The sequence below is a fragment of the Stenotrophomonas maltophilia group sp. P373 genome (assembly GCF_053295075.1).
In genome coordinates, this window is sequence record NZ_CM129994.1 from 2,759,430 (window position 1) to 2,778,004 (window position 18,575).

The window sequence follows — 18,575 nt, forward strand, 5'->3', positions numbered from 1 at the left end:
TGGGATGGCCGGGGATTCTACCGCGCCCGGCCGTCAGGCCCTGTAATGCCCCCCCTTCGCAGCGCCGAGCCATGCTCGACGGGCGCCCCCCCCTGCCCTGGTGGATGCCAACCATCTCCCCGCCCCGGCAGGTGCCCAACCTTGGTTGGCACACCTGCAGCCGACCATGGCTCGGCACTACAAAAAGCGGGCTTGCCGCCCACCGCAACCAGCGCTAGCGTGCGAAGGCTACTCCTCGGAATCCCACCCGTGACCCTGCCTGCTTCCCGTAGACGCTTCCTGCAACTGGCCGGTGCCGGCCTCGCCGTCGCTGGCAGCGGACTGCCGCGGCTTGGCCAGGCCCAACCTGCGGCCGCCGTCGCCCCGGCCCCTGCCGAAGGCGTGGTACTGCTGAACTTCAACGAGTGCCCCTACGGCCCCTCGCCGGCGGCCCAGCAGGCCGCGCGCGACAGTATCGCCAGTTGCGGCCGCTACCGCTTCGCCCTGGCCGCACAGGTGCGCGATGCCTTCATCGAGCAGGCACGTATTCCGGCCGACCACGTGCGCCTCTATCCCGGCTCAAGCGAGCCGTTGAACCGCGCCGCCACGGTGTGGACCGGGCCGCAGGCGGGATTGGTGGTGGCCGACCCGACCTTCGAGACCCTGGGCGAGGTCGCCGCTGCTCGCGGCGCCCATGTGCAGAAGGTGCCGCTGCGCGACGACGGCGCGCATGACCTGCGTGCGATGGTCGCCGCCGCGCAAGCGCGCCCGACCGGGCTGGTGTATGTGTGCAATCCGAACAACCCGACCGGTTCGATCAGCCCACCGGATGAGCTCGCCTGGCTGCTGGCCCACAAGCCCGCATCGACCCGCGTGCTGGTCGACGAAGCCTACCTGCAGTACAGCGAGCAGCCGAGCCTGATCGCGCAGGTAGCGCAGCGCGATGACCTGATCGTGCTGCGCACGTTCTCCAAGCTGTACGGCATGGCCGGCCTGCGCCTGGGCGTGGCGGCCGCACATCCCGACCGCCTGCGCGAACTGGCCAGCCTGGGTGACAACCCACTGCCCGTGCCAGCACTGGCCGCAGCACTGGCCAGCCTGCAGGATCCCCAGTTGATCGCGCAGCGGCGCCTGCAGAATGCCCAGGTGCGGCAGGCCACCATCGCGTGGCTGGGCAAGCGTGGTTTCAGCTGCGTCCCGTCGGAAGCGAACTGCTTCGTGGTGGATGTGCAGCGCGACGGTGCCGCCTTTGCCAAGGCGATGGCAGACAACGGCGTGATCATTGGCCGCAGCTGGCCGATCTGGCCACAGCGCGTGCGCGTGACCGTCGGCACCGAAGACGAGATGGCCGCATTCCGCCGTGCGTTCGCCAAGGTGGCCGGCGTACCGGCCTGACCCCGTTGGTGGGGGCGAACTTGGTTCGCCCCATCCACGCATGGCGTGGATCTGCTGTTGTGGATGCCGACCGTTGGTCGGGGTGGGTGCCGACCGTTGGTCGGCACGCCATGGCGCTCACCAGCGCGGGGTCTTGGTCAGCGGCGGTGCCTGGTGCTGGCGGTCGTAGGCACGCAGCTCGTCGCGGATGTGCGCGATGCGCTGGCGGCCCAGGGCATTGCGGCTGTCATCCAGCACCACGCCATCGAGCAGCTCGGCCATGCGCTGCACGGTCGGCAGCATCTTCTCCCAGGCATCAAGCGCGGTCAGCGGCGCCGGCAGGGTCAGGAAGAAGGCGATGGCCGGGGTTTCCATGGCACGGATGTTGGCCATGTCGAAGCTGCCCGGCTTCATGATGCTGGCCATCGAGAAGATCGGGCCGCGCTCGGGGTGGCCTTCCACCAGGCGGTGGAACACGTTCATGTGGCCGAATACCAGGCCGGTCTTCTCCGCCGCCACCACGATGTCTTCGCCGCGCAGCTGCTCGTCGGCACGGGCGGCCACGAACAGCGAGACGATCTTGTCGAAATCCTGGGTGGTGCGCTTGCCGAGGTCGTTGGCCGCGCCCGGATCGGTGTCGGCCAGGCCAAGTTCGGCCTGCTCGCCTTCGCCGCGCATGCCCGGTTCGACGCGGCCCTCGGCCACCACGACGCCGTCCTCGCCCAGGACCGGTTCGCGGCGCTCGCCACTGGCCGGTTCCGCGTTCTCCACGCGACGGCCCTGGGGCTTCTTCTTCGGACGGCCAAACAGGAAGATCGCGGCGATCAACAGCAGGCCGGCGGCCAGGATGCCGATGCGCAACAGTGCCGTGTCGGACATTCGATAGGTTCTCCGGCTAATTCATTCAGGTAACTAGGATGGCACGTCAGGCCGCGCCCGCCAATCGCGCCGCTTCTTCCAGGTCCACGCTGACCAGGCGGCTGACGCCCGGCTCACGCATGGTCACGCCCGACAGCTGGTGCGCGGCCTCCATCGTCGCCTTGTTGTGGCTGACGAACAGGAACTGCACCTTCTCGCTCATTTCCTTGACCATGTTGGCCAGGCGGCCGACGTTGGCTTCGTCCAGCGGCGCGTCCACCTCGTCCAGCAGGCAGAACGGGGCGGGATTCAACTGGAAGATGGCGAACACCAGCGCCACCGCGGTCATCGCTTTCTCGCCGCCGGACAGCAGCGAGATGCTCGACACGCGCTTGCCCGGCGGGCGCGCCATGATGGTCACGCCCGTGTCGAGCAGGTCTTCACCGGTCAGTTCCAGGTAGGCGTGGCCGCCACCGAACAGGCGCGGATACAGGGCCTGGACGCCGGCGTTGACGCGGTCGAAGGTGTCCTTGAAGCGCCCGCGGGTCTCGCGATCGATCTTGCGGATGGCATCCTCAAGTGTTTCCAGCGCCGTGGTCAGGTCGGCGTGCTGCGAATCCAGGTAGTCCGAACGCTGCGAAGCCTCGCCGTACTCGTGGATGGCGGCCAGGTTGACCGGCTCCAGCCGGCGCATGCGTGCGTCGATCTGGTGCACGGCCTGCTCCCAGTCGCCCAGGCGGGCGTCCTCGGGTAGTGCATTGAGCACGTCCTGCAGCACGAAGCCGGCCTTTTCCACCGCCGCCTGCAGGGTGTCGGCGCTGAGCACCAAGGCCTGCTGGTCGAGCTTGCGCTGCGAAATGCGCTCGCGCTGGGCCAACGCCTGCTCGTCGCGCTGATGGCGGGTCTGCTCGTAGTTGCGCAGCTCGGCGTCGATGCCGTCCAGCAGCGTTCGCGCCTCGGTCAGCACACGGTCGGCCCGCACGCGCTCTTCCAGCGCGTTCTGGTGTTCGGCCTGCAGCGATTCGACCGGCGAATCCCCTTCGTCCAGCTGCGAGTGCAGCTCGCCCAGCCGCGCGTCCAGCTGCCCGCGCTGGGTGCCCATGCGTTCCAGCGCCTGGCTCAACGAGTCCAGCTGCGCGCGCTGCGATTCCAGGGTCAAGGCCAGCGAATGCGCGCGCTCGCGTACCGCGCGGGCGGCATCGCGGGCCAGGTCACGGGCCTCGGTCAACTGCCGACGTTCGCCCTCCAGCCGCTGCCGGGTCGATTCCAGGTCGCCCATGCTGCTGACCGCACTCTCCAGCCGCGAGCGCGCTTCACGCGCCTGCTCGTTGTTGGCTTCCAGCGTTTCCTGCAACTGCTTCAGCTCGCCCTCGATGCGGTCGATGCGGGTGCGTGCCGCTTCCACCTTGCCCTGCTGGCCCTGCAGCTGGCCGGCCAGCTCGGACACCGCGCGGTGGGCCTGGTAGAGCGCGCGCTGCGCGTCCTCGCGCTGCTGCTCGGCTGCCTGCAGCTGCTCACGGAAACCGCTCAGCTGCTCTTCCAGCTCGGCCTCGCGGTCCTGCAGCTGCTCGATCTGCTCACGCAGTTCGTTGATCTCACGCTCGCGCAGCAGCGCACCCTGCTCGGCGGCACCGGAGCGCGACACGCGCAGCCAGCCCTGGCCCAGCCGCTCGCCGCCCTGGGTGATGATCGAATCGCCTTCCGGCAGGCTCGCCTGCAGGGCCTTCGCCTCGGACAGGTCCTTCGCACCATGCAGGTGCGCCAGCAGCCGACGGATCGCCGCCGGGCCGCGCACGCGTGCCGCCAGCGAGGTCGGCGCCACCTTCAGTTCAGCAGCATCGTCGGCGACCAGCGCAATGTGGCCTTCGCCAAGTTCGCCCAGCGCGCCGACCAGGCTGGCCGGGTCATCGACCAGCACGCCTTCGATCAGCTGGCCCAGCGCACTTTCCACCGCGTTCTCCCAGCCGGCATCCACGTCCAGGCGTTCGCCGACGCGCGCCGCCGAATCCAGCCCGCGCGCCTTCAGCCAGGCCACGGCTGCACCCTGCTCCTGGCCCAGCGCGGCCTGCTGCAGGGTTTCCAGCGAGGCCAGGCGACCGCGCAGGCCGTTGGCCTGCTTGCGCAGTTCAGCCAGTTCGTTCTGGCCATTGCGCTGCTGTTCCTGCACTGCCGTCACGCCCTGCTTGCGCAGCTCGACGTCTTCACTCAATTCATCCAGTGCGGCCTTCTGCGTGTCGTGCTGCAGGTGCAGCTGCTCGAAGGCTTCTTCCAGCGCGTCCACGTCCAGGCCTGCGCGTTCGGCGGCCAGGGCCTCGCGACGCCGGTCGGCGTCGAGGATCTGCTTGTCCAGGTAGTCCACGCGCGTGCGCTCGACATCGCCGGCGCGCGAGGCTTCCGAACTCTGCGAGGTGTGCTGTTCCCAGCGCTGCTGCCAGCTGGCCAGCCGCTCTTCAGCCTCACGCAGGCTTTCCTGCTTGATCTCGTTTTCTTCCTGCAGTGCTTCCAGCTGCGGAGTGGCGGCCTCCACCGCCTCGCGCAGCACCCTCAGTTTGGCCTCGTCGCCGCTGATGTGCTGGCCCAGTTCGGCCAGCGCCTGCTGGGTTTCATCGCGCGCCTTGTGCAGGCGCTGCGACAGCTCGCGCTGGTGCTGGATCTGCTGCTCCAGGCGCGCCAGCGTGCTGCCGACCTGGTAGACCGCAGCCTGCGCGGTGTTCAGCGCGTCGGCGGCCTCTTCGCGCCGCGCGCGCGAGGTCTCGATGCGGGCCTCGGCATCACGCTGGTCGGCGATCAGCTGCTGCAGCCTCGTCTCTTCCTGCGACAGGCCTTCGCGCAGCTTCGACAGGCGCCCGTCGAGGCCGCGGAATTCCAGCGCCTTCCACTCGGCGTCCTTGACCCGGCGCTCTTCCTGCAGGGCCTGGTACTGCTCGGCCTGCTTGGCCTGGCGCTTGAGGTGCTCCAGCTGCTTGCTGATCTCGTCGCGCAGGTCGCCCAGCCGGTCCAGGTTCTCGCGGGTGTGGCGGATGCGGGTCTCGGTCTCCTTGCGGCGCTCCTTGTACTTGGAGATGCCGGCTGCCTCTTCCAGGTAGACGCGCAGGTCTTCCGGGCGCGCCTCGATGATCTGGCTGATCATGCCCTGCTCGATGATCGAGTAGCTGCGCGGCCCCAGGCCGGTGCCGAGGAACAGGTCGGTGATGTCGCGGCGGCGGCACTTGGTGCCGTTGAGGTAGTAGTTGCTGGTGCCGTCGCGGCTGACCGTGCGCTTGACCGAGATTTCGTTGAACGCGGCGTACTCGCCGGAGATCGTGTGGTCGGAGTTGTCGAAGATCAGTTCGACCGTGGCCTGCGACACCGGCTTGCGGGCATTGGAACCGGAAAAGATCACGTCGGTCAGCGAGTCGCCGCGCAGGCGGCTGGCCGAGCTCTCGCCCATGACCCAGCGCACGGCGTCGATGATGTTCGACTTGCCGCAGCCATTGGGGCCCACCACGCCGGTCATGTTGGTCGGCAGGTGCAGGGTGGTCGGATCGACGAACGACTTGAAGCCGGACAGCTTGATCGTGGAAAGACGCATAGGGGTTCCGGACTGGGGCCGGCAAGCGGCCTGCGTTTACCCTCCAAGTCATTGATCCTGTTGGGATCGATGCCCGTGGAACGGGTGTGACGCCCTGAGTATACCGATGTGGCCGTGTTCTACGAATGGGCGTGGAACATTGCCCGGCCCTGCCCCGCCGGCCGCACGTGGCCCGAGCTGGCGAAACGGAACCATAAAACAAAACGGGCACCCTTGCGGGCGCCCGTTCTGCGGTGATGCCAGGCCTTGCGGCGTGGGATCAGGCTTCGGCGACGACGACGACCTTGACGGTGGTCTCGACGTCGGCGTGCAGGTGGACCAGCACGTCGTATTCGCCGATGTTGCGGAAGGCGCCTTCACCCAGGATGACTTCGCTCTTCTCCAGCGGCAGGCCGGCGGCAGTGAAGGCTTCGGCGATGTCGCGCGGGCCGACCGAGCCGTACAGCTTGCCTTCGGTCGAAGCGTTGGCGGCGATGGTCACGCTCGCGCCTTCCAGCTTGGCCTTGCGGCCTTCAGCTTCTGCGTGGATGGCCTGGGCCTTGGCTTCGTACTCGGCGCGCTTGGCTTCGAACTCGGCCTTGTTGCTCTCGGTGGCCGGCACGGCCTTGCCCTGCGGCACGAGGAAGTTACGGCCGTAGCCCGGCTTCACGTCGACCAGGTCGCCCAGGTTGCCGAGGTTGGTGACTTTCTGCAGGAGGATCAGCTGCATGGTATTGCTCCAGATGAGTTATTCGTTAGCGAGGCGATGCCCCGCAACAAAGGCTGTCCGAATAGCTGGCACAGCGGGGGCGGCACCGGGCCGCCCCGCCGGCATCAGACGTCGTGGTTGTCGGTGTACGGGATCAGGGCCAGGAAGCGAGCGCGCTTGACGGCGGTCGCCAGCTGGCGCTGGTACTTCGACTTGGTACCGGTGACGCGGCTCGGCACGATCTTGCCGTTCTCGGTCAGGTACTGGCGCAGGGTGTTGAGATCCTTGTAGTCGATCTCCTTCACACCTTCAGCAGTGAACTTGCAGAACTTGCGGCGACGGAAGAACTTGGACATGGGAAGGCTCCTTAGGCGGCGGAAGCGGCGTCGTCGCCGGCTTCGTTGTCAGCGGTGTTGTTGGACTCGCCTTCTTCGTCGTCACGACGACGGCGCTCACCGCGCTCCGGCTTGTCACCCTTCTCGTCCTTGCTCTTCATGATCAGCGACTGCTCGGTGTCAGCCTCGTCACGCTTGATGACCAGGTTGCGCAGCACGGCGTCGTTGAAGCGGAAGCTCTCGGTCAGTTCGTTCAGAACGGCCTGGTCGGCTTCGATGTTCATCAGCACGTAGTGGGCCTTCACCAGGTTCTGGATCGGGTACGCCAGCTGGCGGCGGCCCCAGTCTTCCAGACGGTGGATGGTGCCGTTGCCGTTCTCGACCAGCGACTTGTAGCGCTCGATCATGGCCGGGACCTGCTCGCTCTGGTCCGGGTGGACCATGAACACGATTTCGTAATGACGACTCATGTTTTTTCTACCTTTCGGATGTGGCCTTTCGGCCGGACAGCCCCCCGCCGTTGAGACCGCGGTGGGGCAAGGATTCCCGCCAGGAAGGCAGGAAGCCGCGCATTATGGCGCAGATGGGGATGGCGGGCAACCGGGGGCACCCGACCTTCTGAACCGGGATGCCCTGCCCCGGTACCGATCAAGGTCGGCACCCACCAAGCGGGTAGCGCCGGCCATGCCCGGCGGGCGCCAAAGCCGCGCGTCAGGCCTTGTCGGCGTCGGTGGTGAAGCTTTCGCCGCAGCCGCACTCGGCGGTGGCGTTCGGGTTGCTGAACGTGAAGGTCTCGCTCAGGCCATGCTTGCCGAAGTCGATCACGGTGCCGTCCACCAGCGCCAGGCTCTTGGCGTCGACATAGATCTTCACGCCGTCCTGGTCGAACACGGTATCGCCCTCGCGCTCGTCGCGGGCCAGGTCGGTCACGTGGCCCCAACCGGAGCAGCCGGTCCTGGTCACGCCGAAACGCAGGCCCAGCGCGCCGGGGGTCTGGGCGACGAAGCGCTGCACGCGCTCGAAGGCAATGGGGGTCAGGCTGACGGCCATGGGGCTACTCCAGAGGTACGGGGACATTATAAGGAGCCGTTGCCACGAAAAATGCCTCGCAAGCAGAACGCTGCAACCGGTAAACTCCCGTGTTCACAGATCGAGTCGATCAGCAGAGGATTCAAGTCATGACGGTGGTCAGCGTTGAACATGCGCTTGCCGGGAAGATCCCGGAAGGCGGCGAAGTCACGGTACGCGGATGGGTGCGCACGGTGCGCGGTTCAGCGAATCTGGCCTTCGTGAATGTGAGCGACGGCTCCTGCTTCGCCCCGATCCAGATCGTGGCCAACGACACCCTGCCCAACTTCGACGAGATCAAGCGCCTGACCAGCGGCTGCTCGGTCATCGGCACCGGCACCCTGGTGAAGTCGCAGGGCAAGGGCCAGTCGTTCGAGATCCAGGCCAGCACGCTGGACGTGGTCGGCTGGGTCGAAGACCCGCTCACCTACCCGATCCAGCCCAAGCCGATGTCGCCGGAGTTCCTGCGCGAAGTGGCGCACCTGCGCCCGCGCACCAACCTGTTCGGCGCAGTCACCCGCATCCGCAACTGCCTGGCCCAGGCCGTGCACCGCTTCTTCCACGAGAACGGCTTCAACTGGATCAGCACCCCGATCATCACCACCTCCGATGCCGAAGGCGCCGGCCAGATGTTCCGTGTGTCCACCCTGGACATGGTGAACCTGCCGCGTGACGAGAAGGGTGCGATCGACTTCAGCCGCGACTTCTTCGGCAAGGAAACGTTCCTGACCGTGTCCGGCCAGCTGAACGTCGAGGCGTACTGCCTGGCGCTGAGCAAGGTCTACACCTTCGGCCCGACCTTCCGCGCCGAGAACAGCCACACCACCCGCCATCTGGCGGAGTTCTGGATGATCGAGCCGGAAATCGCCTTCGCCGACCTGGCCGAAGACGCACGCCTGGCCGAAGAGTTCCTGAAGTACCTGTTCCGCGCCGTGCTGAACGAGCGCAGCGACGACCTGGCCTTCATCGCCGAGCGCGTGGACAAGAACGCGATCACCAAGCTGGAAGATTTCATCAACGCACCGTTCGAGCGCATCGACTACACCGATGCGGTCAGCCTGCTGCAGAAGTCCGGCAGGAAGTTCGACTTCCCGGTGGAATGGGGCCTGGACCTGCAGACCGAGCACGAGCGCTGGCTGACCGAGGAGCATGTCGGCCGTCCGGTGGTGGTGACCAACTATCCGGAGCACATCAAGGCCTTCTACATGCGCCTGAACGACGACGGCAAGACCGTCGCCGCGATGGACGTGCTGGCCCCGGGCATCGGCGAGATCATCGGTGGCAGCCAGCGTGAGGAGCGCCTCGACGTGCTGGACGCGCGCATGGCCCAGTTCGGCCTGGATCGTGAGCACTACAGCTGGTACCGCGACTTCCGCCGCTATGGCTCGGTGCCTCACGCCGGCTTCGGCCTGGGCTTCGAACGCCTGGTGGTGTACGTCTGCGGGCTGTCCAACATCCGCGATGCGATCCCCTACCCGCGCGCCCCGGGCAGCGCGGACTTCTAAGCCCCACACGTCCACGGAGGTACGGCTCCCATGACCCTGTTCTTCGCCCTGTGTTTCGTCGGCGTTGCAGTGGCCGGGTTCAGTGCCTTCGTGATCTTCTGGCCGCTGACCCTGGTGCACGTTCGCGACCGCCATCCGGCGCTCGCCGAGCGCTTCGGCAGCGGCGCCTTCCTCAAGCCCGATGCCCTGGCCTGGCTGTTGCGCCGCGACTATCGCCAGCAGCCGGACCGCTCGCTGTCCGGGCTGGCGACGCCGGCCTGGGTATCGCTGCTGACCCTGCTGGCCGGACTGGGCATGGCCGCCCTGCTCTGGCTGGCCTCGCTCTGGTAACCCCCATGAATGACATTTCCGCCTCGCGCGACAGCTGGTGGCTGGCCAGCCTCGGCAACACCCTGATCTGGGCGCGCCTGCGCGTTCGCCCGGCCGGCACCGCTGAGGTGCTCGACAGCGACGGCAACACGCTGAGCTATGACAGCGAAGACACCGCCCGTTCGCAGCTGTTCGACGCCGAATTCGTCGAGTATGACGGTCTGGACGAGGAAGACGCGCTGGTGCGTGGCTTCAGCCTGCACGAAGTGCAGCCGCCGCAGGCCGACAACGACGAAGGCCTGCGCGGCCGCATGATCCAGTCGCTGGGCGCGCGCGCCTGATCCAGGCATGTTCACTCCACGCGCCTTCGCCGAGACCGACCTGCTCTGGCTGGACCGCCTGCTGGCGCGTGATCCATTCGTCACTGTGCTCACCCCCGGCAGCGATGGCCTGCCGGAGCTGACCCGGATGCCGGTGCTGTACCGGCGCGAGGGCGAGCGCATCGAGCTGCGCGGGCACTGGGCCCGCGCCAACCCGCAGTCGCGCCACGGCGGTGCGGCCAAGGTGCTGGTCGACGGACCACACGGCTACGTCTCGGCCAGCTGGTATCCGGACAAGGAGCCTGCCGCACGGGTGCCGACCTGGAACTACGCCGCCGCCGAGCTGCGTGGCCAGTTGCACACCTTCGACGACACCGATGCGCTGGCCGGGCTGGTCGGCGCGATCAGCGACCACTTCGAAGCCAGCGTCGGCCAGGCCTGGCAGTTCGATGCCACGCGTGCCGAACATGGCCCGGAACTGCGTGCCATCGTCGGCTTCCGTTTCCAGGTCGAACACGTGCAGCTGAAGCTGAAGCTGAGCCAGAACCATCCCGACGCCAACCAGCGCGCCGTGATCGCCGAACTGGAACAGCTGGGCACCCCTTCCTCCACCGAGTTGGCGCAGTGGATGCGCTGGCACCGCGAACAGGCCGCCCGCAGCGGCTGAACACCCCCGATTCCCGCGACGTCGCAGCTGGATGGCTGCGGTGCGCCCCCACCCGACGCCAGGGACCCGAACATGAAAGACATCCACAAGCTGCTGCAGAACAACCGCGACTGGGCCGACCGCATCGAGAAGGAGGACCCCGACTTCTTCCACCAGCTGGCCAAGCAGCAGCATCCCGAGTACCTGTGGATCGGCTGCTCCGATTCGCGCGTGCCGGCCAACCAGATCATCGGCATGGCGCCGGGCGAAGTGTTCGTGCACCGCAACGTCGCCAACGTGGTCGCCCACACCGACCTCAACTGCCTGAGCGTGGTGCAGTACGCGGTGGACCAGCTGAAGGTCAAGCACATCCTGATCGTCGGCCACTACGGCTGCGGCGGCGTGCATGCCTGCCTGCACAACACCCGCGTCGGCCTGGCCGACAACTGGCTGCGCCATGTCGGTGACGTGGTGCAGAAGCACCAGGGCATCCTCGACGCCATCGAAGACGACGAACTCAAGCACGCCCGGCTGTGCGAGCTGAACGTGATCGAGCAGGTCGCCAACCTCTGCCGCTCGACCATCGTGCTGGATGCCTGGGCCCGCGGCCAGAAGCTGATGGTGCACGGCTGGGTCTACAGCCTGAAAGACGGACGCGTGCGTGAAATGGGCATCGACGTCGGTTCGCTGGAAGAGCTGCAGCCAGCGTATGAAAAAGCGCTGTCCTTCGTGCCGCGCAAGGGCCGTCGCGACTGATCCCCACACGGATGACCACCATGCTCGCTCCACCGATCAACCTGCACGCCTGGATCGAAGAGAACCGCCACCTGCTGAAGCCGCCGGTGGGCAACAAGATGATCGACAACGGCGATTTCATCGTGATGGTGGTCGGCGGGCCGAACTCGCGTACCGACTACCACTACGACGAAGGCCCCGAGTGGTTCTACCAGCTCGAAGGCGAGATGGTGCTGAAGGTGCAGGAGGACGGCGCGGTACGCGACATTCCGATCCGCGCCGGCGAGATCTTCCTGTTGCCGGCGAAGGTGCCGCACTCGCCGCGGCGCCCGCCCGGGGGCATCGGCCTGGTGGTCGAGCGCAAGCGGCTGCCGCATGAGATGGACGGCGTGATCTGGCACTGCGAGCGCTGCAACCACAAGCTGCACGAAGAGTATTTCCCGCTGCAGAACATCGAAACCGACCTGCCCAAGGTGTTTGCGCGCTATCACGCCAGCCTGGAACTGCGTACCTGCAGCCAGTGCGGGCACGTGGATCCGCTGCCGGTGCCGGCGGCGGCGGCGGGCTGAGCACCTGCCCCTGTAGAGCCGAGCCCATGCTCGGCTTCGTGGCCCGGCAGCCGAGCATGGGCTCGGCTCTACAGGTTCGGCGGCAGGCACGCCGCCAAGCGCTACACTGGCGGTCCCGTTGCAGCCTGTTGCCCGACCATGTCCGACCTGCTCAGCCGCACCCACGCCATCGCCCTGGACGCCGCCGATCCGCTGCGCCCGCTGCGTGGCGAATTCCTGATTCCGCGCCATGGAGGCGGCGAGCAGACCTACTTCGTCGGCAACTCGCTGGGCCTGCAGCCGCGCGGTGCGCAGGCAGCGGTGCAGGAAGTGATGAAACAATGGGGCGAACTGGCGGTGGAAGGCCACTTCACCGGCCCGACGCAGTGGCTGTCATACCACCGCCTGGTGAGCGCGCAGCTGGCCCGAGTGGTCGGCGCACTGCCCAGCGAGGTGGTAGCGATGAACACGCTGAGCGTGAACCTGCACCTGATGATGGTCAGCTTCTACCGGCCGACCACGCAGCGCCCGGTGATCCTGATGGAAGCCGGCGCATTCCCGACCGACCGCCACGCGGTGGAAGCTCAGATCCGCTTCCATGGTTTCGACCCGGCCGAGTGTCTGGTGGAAGTGCAGCCGGACGAAGCCAACGGCACGATTTCGCTGGCCGCGATCGAACGCGCCATCGCCGAGCACGGCCCGCGCCTGGCGCTGGTGCTGTGGCCCGGCGTGCAGTACCGCACCGGCCAGGCCTTCGACCTCGATGCGATCACGCGCGCCGCACGCCTGCAGGGCGCACGCATCGGCTTCGACCTGGCGCACTCGGTTGGCAACCTGCCGCTGCGCCTGCATGAGGTGGCGCCCGATTTCGCCGTGTGGTGCCACTACAAATACCTCAACAGCGGCCCGGGCGCGGTGGCCGGCGCGTTCGTGCACGAGCGCCACCATCGCGACACCACCCTGCCGCGCTTTGCCGGCTGGTGGGGCCATGAGGAATCGACCCGCTTCCAGATGGCGCCCCAGTTCACCCCCGCCATCGGTGCCGAAGGCTGGCAGTTGAGCAATCCGCCGATCCTCGGCCTGGCACCACTGCGTGCCTCGCTGGACCTGTTCGAGCGTGCCGGCATGGAGGCGCTGCGCAGCAAATCGCTGGCGCTGACCGGCCTGCTCGAAACACTGGTCCGCGCACGCCTGCCGCAGGTGCTGGACATCATTACCCCGGCCGATCCGCAGCGCCGCGGCTGCCAGTTGTCGCTGCGCGTGATCGGTGGCCGCGAGCGTGGCCGTGCACTGTTCGAGCACCTGCGCGGCATCGGCGTGCTCGGCGACTGGCGCGAGCCTGACGTGATCCGCATCTCGCCCACCCCGCTCTACAACCGCTACCTGGACGTGCACCATTTCGTCGAGGAAGTGGAAGCCTGGGCCGGCCTGTAAGCCGACCCCTCCCCTGCTGCTGGACAGTTCGTTGATCGCACACGCCTCCCGCTCGTTGAGCATTATCGGTGCCGGCCTTGCCGGGTCCCTGCTGGCCATCCTGCTGTCACGGCAAGGCTGGCGCATCACCCTGTACGAACGCCGTGGCGATCCCCGCATTGCCGACTACGAGAGCGGTCGTTCGATCAACCTGGCGTTGGCCGAGCGCGGGCGCAATGCACTGCGCCAGGCCGGCGTGGAAGACGAGGTGATGGCGCGCGCGGTGATGATGCGCGGGCGCATGGTGCATCCACGCGACGGCGAACCGCAGCTGCAGCGCTATGGCCGCGACGACAGCGAGGTGATCTGGTCGATCCATCGCAGCGATCTGAACACCACGCTGCTGGAACTGGCCGAACAGGCCGGTGCCACCGTGCACTTCCATCGCCGCCTGCACACCGTGGATTTCGATGCGGGCTACGCGCGTTTCATCGATGACCGTGACGACAGCCCGCACGACATCCGTTTTGACACCCTGATCGGTGCCGACGGCGCGGGCTCGGCACTGCGCGCGGCGATGAACCGTCGTGCGCCGCTGGGCGAGGACATCGCCTTCCTTGACCATTCGTACAAGGAACTGGAGATCCCGCCGGCCGCCGACGGCGGCTTCCGCATCGAGCGCAATGCGCTGCACATCTGGCCGCGCGGCCACTACATGTGCATCGCGTTGCCCAACCACGAAGGCACTTTCACGGTCACCCTGTTCCTGCCCAACCAGGGCGATCCCAGCTTTGCCACGGTCAACACCGGCGCGCAGGCCGAGGCGCTGTTCGCGCGCGAGTTCGCCGACACCCTGCCGCTGATTCCCAACCTGCGCAAGGACTGGGAACAACACCCGCCGGGCCTGCTCGGCACGCTCACCCTGGAACGCTGGCATCAGCAGGGCCGCGCCGTACTGATCGGTGACGCCGCGCATGCGATGGTGCCGTTCCACGGCCAGGGCATGAACTGCGCATTCGAGGACTGCGTTGCACTGGCCCGCCAGCTGATGGAGGCCGATGACCTGGAAAGCGCGTTCGCCGCGTTCGAAGCCGAGCGCAAACCGAATGCACGTGCCATCCAGCAGATGGCGCTTGAGAACTACCTGGAGATGCGCGACCGCGTGGCCGACCCTGCATTCCTGCTGCAACGCGAGCTGGAGCAGGAACTGCAGCGGCGCTGGCCGACCCGCTTCGTGCCGCATTACACGATGGTCACCTTCCTGCACACGCCCTACGCCGAGGCGCTGCGCCGCACCGAACTGCAGCGCGACCTGCTGGTTGCAGCCACCGCCGGTCACGATTCACTGGACAACATCGACTGGGCCGCACTGGAAACGCAGGTCCACGCGCAGTTGCCGGTCCTGGAGGGCGCGCACTGATGGCAGACAGCTTCCTGTTCTACGACCTGGAAACCTTCGGCCAGGACCCGCGGCGCACGCGCATCTCGCAGTTCGCCGCGATCCGCACCGATGCCGACCTCAACCAGATCGACACGCCGGTCAGCTTCTTCGTGCGCCCGGCAGACGACCTGCTGCCCTCGCCGATGGCCACCCTGGTCACCGGCATCACCCCGCAGCAGGCCCTGGCCGAGGGCATCAGCGAGGCCGAAGCCTTCGACCGCATCAACGAGCAGCTGTCGCGCCCCGGCACCTGCGCACTTGGCTACAACACCCTGCGCTTCGACGATGAGTTCGTCCGCTACGGGTTGTTCCGCAACTTCCACGATCCCTACGAGCGCGAGTGGCGCAATGGCAATTCACGCTGGGACCTGCTGGACATGCTGCGGCTGATGCGCGCGATGCGCCCGGACGGCATCCGGTGGCCGCTGCGCGAAGACGGCGCCACCTCGTTCAAGCTCGAGCACCTGGCCGAGGCCAACAACGTGCGCGAAGGCGATGCGCACGAAGCGCTGTCAGACGTGCGCGCCACCATCGGCATGGCTCGGCTGTTCAAGCAGTCGCAGCCGCGCCTGTGGGAGTACGCACTGAAGCTGCGCGACAAGCGCTTCGTCGGCGGCCTGCTGGACGTGGCCGCGATGAAGCCGGTCCTGCACATTTCCATGCGCTACCCTGCCAGCCGCCTTTGCGCCGCACCGGTTCTGCCCTTGGCCGTACACCCGACCATCAACAACCGGGTGATCGTGTTCGACCTGGAAGGCGAGATCGACGACCTGCTGGAGCTGCCGGCCGAGGTGATCGCACAGCGCCTGTACATGCGGGCCAGCGAGCTGCCCGAAGGCGTGACACGCGTGCCGCTGAAGGAAGTACACCTGAACAAGGTGCCGGCACTGATCGCATGGAACCACCTGCGCGCCGACGACCATGCGCGCCTCGGCCTGGACGTGGCCGCGATCGAGGCCAAGGTGGAACGGCTGCGCGCGTTCGCTCCACAGCTGGCCGAGAAGGCACGCCAGGTCTACAACCAGCCCCGCGTCGCGACCGTGGCCGATGTCGATGCCTCGCTGTACGACGGATTCCTCGGCAACGGCGACAAGCCGCTGCTCGCGCTGGCACGCACCACCGCGCCGGAGCAGCTGGCCGCGCTGGAAGGCCGCTTCCGCGACCCGCGCCTTCCAGAGCTGCTGTTCCGCTACCGCGCACGCAACCATCCCGGCAGCCTCGCGCCGGCTGAACACCAGCGTTGGCAGGATTACCGCCGCCAGCGCCTGCTCGGCGACGGCGGCCTGGGCGAACTCAACCTGCCCCAGTACCGGCAACAGCTTGATGCACTGGCCGCCGAAGCGCCCGGCGACGCGCGGCGCCAGGCCCTGCTGCAATCGTTGCGCGACTGGGGCCAGCACCTGCAGGAGACGCTGTGAGCACCTATTTCTCGGACGCCAGTTTCAAGTTCCTGCGCAGCCTGGCGCGGCACAACGACAAGACCTGGTTCAACGACCACCGCCAGCAGTATGAAGACCACGTCCGGCAGCCGTTCCTGCGCCTGCTGGGCGACCTGCAGCCGGCACTGGCCGAGGTCAGCGAGCACTTCCGCGCCGATACCCGCGGCGTCGGTGGCTCGCTGTTCCGCATCCACCGTGACGCGCGCTTTTCCAACGACAAGTCACCGTACAAGACGTGGCAGGGTGCGCGCCTGTTCCATGAGCGCCGCCGAGAGGTGGCCGCGCCGTCCTTCTATGTGCACCTGCAACCCGGCGAGAGCTTCGTCGGCGCCGGCCTGTGGCATCCGGAACCGGAAACCCAGCGCCGCGTGCGCCATTTCATCCTCGACAACCCGGGCAGCTGGAAGGCCGCCTCGCACGCGCCGGCCCTGCGCAAGCGCTTCGATTTCGAGGAGAGCGAGAAGCTGGTGCGCCCCCCTCGTGGCTTCCCGGCCGACTTCGAGTTCATCGACGACCTCAAGCACCGCAACTGGGTGATGTGGCGCTCGCTGGACGACGCCACGATGACCGGCCCACGCCTGCTGTCCACGCTGGGCAAGGACCTGGCCGCGCTCGGCCCGTTCGTCGACTACCTGTGCGCTGCGCTGGACCTGGAATTCTGATGTCGCAGAATCTTCCGCTGGCCCGCCAGCGGCGCGTGCTCGGCCGCACCAGCCTGGCCGTTTCACCGATCGGATTGGGCTGCTCCGGCTTCTGGGGTCATCGCCGCTTCCCCGAGCATGAGGCGGCTGCTGTGGTCGAACATGCGCTTGCCCACGGGGTGAACCTGCTCGATACCGGTCACAACTATTCCGGCTTCCATGCCGAGCCGCGCCTGGGCCGCATCCTGCGCCCGTTGCTGAAGCAGTACCCGCGCGATTCACTGGTGATCTCAAGCAAGGGCGGCACGCTGACCGGCCAGGCCGGCATCAGCGGCGCCGAGCAACGCAACTTCTCGCCCGCGGCCATCACCGCCAGCTGCGAGGCGTCGCTGCGCAACCTCGGCCTGGACCATCTTGATGTCTACCAGCTGCATGGCGCCAGCGAACACGACATCAGTGACGACCTGCTGGCGGCACTGCAGCGCCTGCGCGAACGTGGGTTGATCCGGTACACCGGCATCAACACCCACTCGGCCTCGACCCTGCGCTGGATGATCGCCCATCCGGACGCCTTCGATGTGGTACTGCTGGACTACAACGCCCTGCAGCAGGACCGAGAACCGCTTATCGATCGGCTGCAGGCAGTGGGCATCGGCGTGCTGGCCGGCACCGTGCTGGCGCAAGGACACCTGCTGCCCGCGCGTGCGCGCCTGCCACGGCTGGCCGATGGCTGGTATCTGGCGCGCGCGTGGCTGAAGCCCAGCAGCCGCCAGCTGATGCGCAGTGCCCGCCAGATGCGGCGCGCGGTGGCCACGATCCACAGCCAGCGCCCGGCCCAGACCGCCTTCGCCTATGCGCTGGGCCATCCCGGCGTTGCCAGCGGCATCCTCGGCACCACCCGCACCCGCAGCCTGGACGAAGTGCTGGCGACGCGGCTGGAGGCGCTGACTCCGGCGGAACGCCAACGGCTGGTCGATGCCTTCGGTGATGGCCGTGGTTCGCCCAGTCAGTGAGTCTTCACCCGGCACTGCCGCCGTTGCGGCAGTCTGTCCGGCATGAAGAAGCTCACCGCACTGCTTGTGCTGCTGGTCCTGGCCTTGGCGGCCTGGTGGTTCGGCGGCCCGTACCTGACCGTCAATGGCCTGTCCAAGGCCATCGAGCAGCGCGACACTGCGCGCCTGGAGCGCTACGTCGATTTCCCGCGCGTGCGCAGCAGCCTGCGCGCGCAGCTCAATGACTACCTGGTGCGCCAGGCCGGCCCAGACGTGGCGGCCAGCCCGTTCGGTGCCCTCCTCTACGGCCTCGGCGACCAGCTCGGGGGGGCCGCGGTGGACACCCTGGTGACCCCGACCGGGATCGGCGCGATGCTGCAGGGCCACGTGCTGTGGAAGCGTGGCCGCAATGAACTGCAGGGTGGCGACGCCTTCGGCGCAACTGAACCGGCGCGGCCGTTGAAGAATGCCGAACATCATTTCGAAGCGCTGGACCGCTTCGTGATCGATGTGGATCGCGGCCCCGGCCAGCCACCGATGAAGGTGGTGCTGGAGCCGCAGGGCCTGCGCTGGAAAGTGGTGGACCTGCAGTTGGGGATGTCGGGCAGCCCGTAGCCCCATGCCGCTGCGCTCGCCGGACATGGCCCGGCGCTGCGCCGCCTCATACCCCGCTCTGGTAGACGCCCACCTTGGTGGGCGCGGCTGCGCCGCGA

19 protein-coding genes are annotated in these 18,575 nt (G+C 67.5%); 13 read left to right on the forward strand and 6 right to left on the reverse strand.

Annotation, left to right across the window (positions count from 1 at the left end; translation table 11 throughout):
• Positions 1-249 precede the first annotated feature (249 nt).
• On the forward strand, positions 250-1,374 hold the full coding sequence (locus ACSYHF_RS12885) for a pyridoxal phosphate-dependent aminotransferase (protein WP_065178621.1): 1,125 nt from the start codon (positions 250-252) through the stop codon (positions 1,372-1,374).
• 117 nt (positions 1,375-1,491) lie between these two features.
• Here the strand turns inward: ACSYHF_RS12885 and zipA are convergent, their stop codons facing one another.
• From zipA to ACSYHF_RS12915, 6 genes are all read right to left on the reverse strand, one after another.
• Complete coding sequence (gene zipA / locus ACSYHF_RS12890) at positions 1,492-2,232, reverse strand: cell division protein ZipA (RefSeq protein ID WP_447575706.1); 741 nt, start codon at positions 2,230-2,232, stop codon at positions 1,492-1,494.
• A 46-nt stretch (positions 2,233-2,278) separates the two neighbouring features.
• Positions 2,279-5,782, reverse strand: a complete 3,504-nt coding sequence (gene smc / locus ACSYHF_RS12895) for a chromosome segregation protein SMC (RefSeq protein WP_375366998.1) — start codon at positions 5,780-5,782, stop codon at positions 2,279-2,281.
• A 259-nt stretch (positions 5,783-6,041) separates the two neighbouring features.
• The gene (gene rplI, locus ACSYHF_RS12900) at positions 6,042-6,491 is read right to left on the reverse strand and encodes a 50S ribosomal protein L9 (RefSeq protein WP_005417398.1); all 450 of its coding nucleotides are present in this window, start codon (positions 6,489-6,491) and stop codon (positions 6,042-6,044) included.
• 104 nt (positions 6,492-6,595) lie between these two features.
• A complete protein-coding gene (rpsR, locus tag ACSYHF_RS12905) occupies positions 6,596-6,826 on the reverse strand; it encodes a 30S ribosomal protein S18 (protein WP_002804494.1) in 231 nt (76 codons plus the stop codon).
• An 11-nt stretch (positions 6,827-6,837) separates the two neighbouring features.
• Entirely contained in the window at positions 6,838-7,275 is a 438-nt protein-coding gene (gene rpsF, locus ACSYHF_RS12910) for a 30S ribosomal protein S6 (RefSeq protein WP_005410228.1), read from the reverse strand.
• Between the two features lie 241 nt (positions 7,276-7,516).
• Complete coding sequence (locus ACSYHF_RS12915) at positions 7,517-7,855, reverse strand: HesB/IscA family protein (RefSeq protein ID WP_005417401.1); 339 nt, start codon at positions 7,853-7,855, stop codon at positions 7,517-7,519.
• A 128-nt stretch (positions 7,856-7,983) separates the two neighbouring features.
• On the opposite strand from ACSYHF_RS12915, the gene asnS reads away from it, so the two are divergent.
• The 12 genes from asnS to ACSYHF_RS12975 all read left to right on the forward strand — a co-directional run bounded on the left by asnS (position 7,984) and on the right by ACSYHF_RS12975 (position 18,477).
• Positions 7,984-9,378 (forward strand): asparagine--tRNA ligase, encoded by a 1,395-nt coding sequence (asnS, locus tag ACSYHF_RS12920; RefSeq protein ID WP_447575707.1) that lies wholly within the window; start codon positions 7,984-7,986, stop codon positions 9,376-9,378.
• A gap of 30 nt (positions 9,379-9,408) precedes the next feature.
• A complete protein-coding gene (locus ACSYHF_RS12925; RefSeq protein ID WP_005417403.1) occupies positions 9,409-9,708 on the forward strand; it encodes a hypothetical protein in 300 nt (99 codons plus the stop codon).
• A 5-nt stretch (positions 9,709-9,713) separates the two neighbouring features.
• The gene (locus ACSYHF_RS12930; RefSeq protein WP_005417404.1) at positions 9,714-10,028 is read left to right on the forward strand and encodes a hypothetical protein; all 315 of its coding nucleotides are present in this window, start codon (positions 9,714-9,716) and stop codon (positions 10,026-10,028) included.
• A 7-nt stretch (positions 10,029-10,035) separates the two neighbouring features.
• Positions 10,036-10,674: an FMN-binding negative transcriptional regulator gene (locus tag ACSYHF_RS12935; protein ID WP_065178617.1), complete on the forward strand. Its 639-nt coding sequence runs from the start codon at positions 10,036-10,038 to the stop codon at positions 10,672-10,674.
• Positions 10,675-10,746: 72 nt separating this feature from the next.
• Positions 10,747-11,409 (forward strand): carbonate dehydratase, encoded by a 663-nt coding sequence (gene can / locus ACSYHF_RS12940; RefSeq protein ID WP_005417406.1) that lies wholly within the window; start codon positions 10,747-10,749, stop codon positions 11,407-11,409.
• A gap of 20 nt (positions 11,410-11,429) precedes the next feature.
• Positions 11,430-11,957, forward strand: coding sequence for a 3-hydroxyanthranilate 3,4-dioxygenase (locus tag ACSYHF_RS12945; RefSeq protein WP_197598589.1), 528 nt, complete (start codon positions 11,430-11,432; stop codon positions 11,955-11,957).
• A 138-nt stretch (positions 11,958-12,095) separates the two neighbouring features.
• The gene (kynU, locus tag ACSYHF_RS12950; RefSeq protein WP_329887659.1) at positions 12,096-13,370 is read left to right on the forward strand and encodes a kynureninase; all 1,275 of its coding nucleotides are present in this window, start codon (positions 12,096-12,098) and stop codon (positions 13,368-13,370) included.
• 31 nt (positions 13,371-13,401) lie between these two features.
• The gene (locus ACSYHF_RS12955; protein WP_111127397.1) at positions 13,402-14,769 is read left to right on the forward strand and encodes an FAD-dependent oxidoreductase; all 1,368 of its coding nucleotides are present in this window, start codon (positions 13,402-13,404) and stop codon (positions 14,767-14,769) included.
• A complete protein-coding gene (sbcB, locus tag ACSYHF_RS12960; protein ID WP_262233493.1) occupies positions 14,769-16,208 on the forward strand; it encodes an exodeoxyribonuclease I in 1,440 nt (479 codons plus the stop codon). Before ACSYHF_RS12955 ends, sbcB begins: the two co-directional genes overlap by 1 nt.
• Complete coding sequence (locus tag ACSYHF_RS12965; protein WP_447575708.1) at positions 16,205-16,891, forward strand: DUF2461 domain-containing protein; 687 nt, start codon at positions 16,205-16,207, stop codon at positions 16,889-16,891. The genes sbcB and ACSYHF_RS12965 overlap by 4 nt, the downstream gene beginning before the upstream one ends.
• Positions 16,891-17,883 (forward strand): aldo/keto reductase, encoded by a 993-nt coding sequence (locus ACSYHF_RS12970; protein WP_005417412.1) that lies wholly within the window; start codon positions 16,891-16,893, stop codon positions 17,881-17,883. Before ACSYHF_RS12965 ends, ACSYHF_RS12970 begins: the two co-directional genes overlap by 1 nt.
• 42 nt (positions 17,884-17,925) lie before the next feature.
• Positions 17,926-18,477, forward strand: a complete 552-nt coding sequence (locus tag ACSYHF_RS12975) for a DUF2939 domain-containing protein (protein ID WP_095379107.1) — start codon at positions 17,926-17,928, stop codon at positions 18,475-18,477.
• Positions 18,478-18,575: the final 98 nt, after the last annotated feature.

Bases quoted from the DNA above. Each gene is read 5' to 3' on its own strand.
- ACSYHF_RS12935 (WP_065178617.1), top strand. From the start codon at position 10,036: ATGTTCACTCCACGCGCCTTCGCCGAGACCGACCTGCTCTGGCTGGAC.
- rplI (WP_005417398.1), bottom strand. From the start codon at position 6,491: ATGCAGCTGATCCTCCTGCAGAAAGTCACCAACCTCGGCAACCTGGGC.
- kynU (WP_329887659.1), top strand. From the start codon at position 12,096: ATGTCCGACCTGCTCAGCCGCACCCACGCCATCGCCCTGGACGCCGCC.
- smc (WP_375366998.1), bottom strand. From the start codon at position 5,782: ATGCGTCTTTCCACGATCAAGCTGTCCGGCTTCAAGTCGTTCGTCGAT.
- ACSYHF_RS12975 (WP_095379107.1), top strand. From the start codon at position 17,926: ATGAAGAAGCTCACCGCACTGCTTGTGCTGCTGGTCCTGGCCTTGGCG.
- can (WP_005417406.1), top strand. From the start codon at position 10,747: ATGAAAGACATCCACAAGCTGCTGCAGAACAACCGCGACTGGGCCGAC.
- ACSYHF_RS12970 (WP_005417412.1), top strand. From the start codon at position 16,891: ATGTCGCAGAATCTTCCGCTGGCCCGCCAGCGGCGCGTGCTCGGCCGC.
- ACSYHF_RS12945 (WP_197598589.1), top strand. From the start codon at position 11,430: ATGCTCGCTCCACCGATCAACCTGCACGCCTGGATCGAAGAGAACCGC.
- ACSYHF_RS12925 (WP_005417403.1), top strand. From the start codon at position 9,409: ATGACCCTGTTCTTCGCCCTGTGTTTCGTCGGCGTTGCAGTGGCCGGG.
- zipA (WP_447575706.1), bottom strand. From the start codon at position 2,232: ATGTCCGACACGGCACTGTTGCGCATCGGCATCCTGGCCGCCGGCCTG.
- sbcB (WP_262233493.1), top strand. From the start codon at position 14,769: ATGGCAGACAGCTTCCTGTTCTACGACCTGGAAACCTTCGGCCAGGAC.
- rpsF (WP_005410228.1), bottom strand. From the start codon at position 7,275: ATGAGTCGTCATTACGAAATCGTGTTCATGGTCCACCCGGACCAGAGC.
- ACSYHF_RS12915 (WP_005417401.1), bottom strand. From the start codon at position 7,855: ATGGCCGTCAGCCTGACCCCCATTGCCTTCGAGCGCGTGCAGCGCTTC.
- ACSYHF_RS12930 (WP_005417404.1), top strand. From the start codon at position 9,714: ATGAATGACATTTCCGCCTCGCGCGACAGCTGGTGGCTGGCCAGCCTC.
- rpsR (WP_002804494.1), bottom strand. From the start codon at position 6,826: ATGTCCAAGTTCTTCCGTCGCCGCAAGTTCTGCAAGTTCACTGCTGAA.
- asnS (WP_447575707.1), top strand. From the start codon at position 7,984: ATGACGGTGGTCAGCGTTGAACATGCGCTTGCCGGGAAGATCCCGGAA.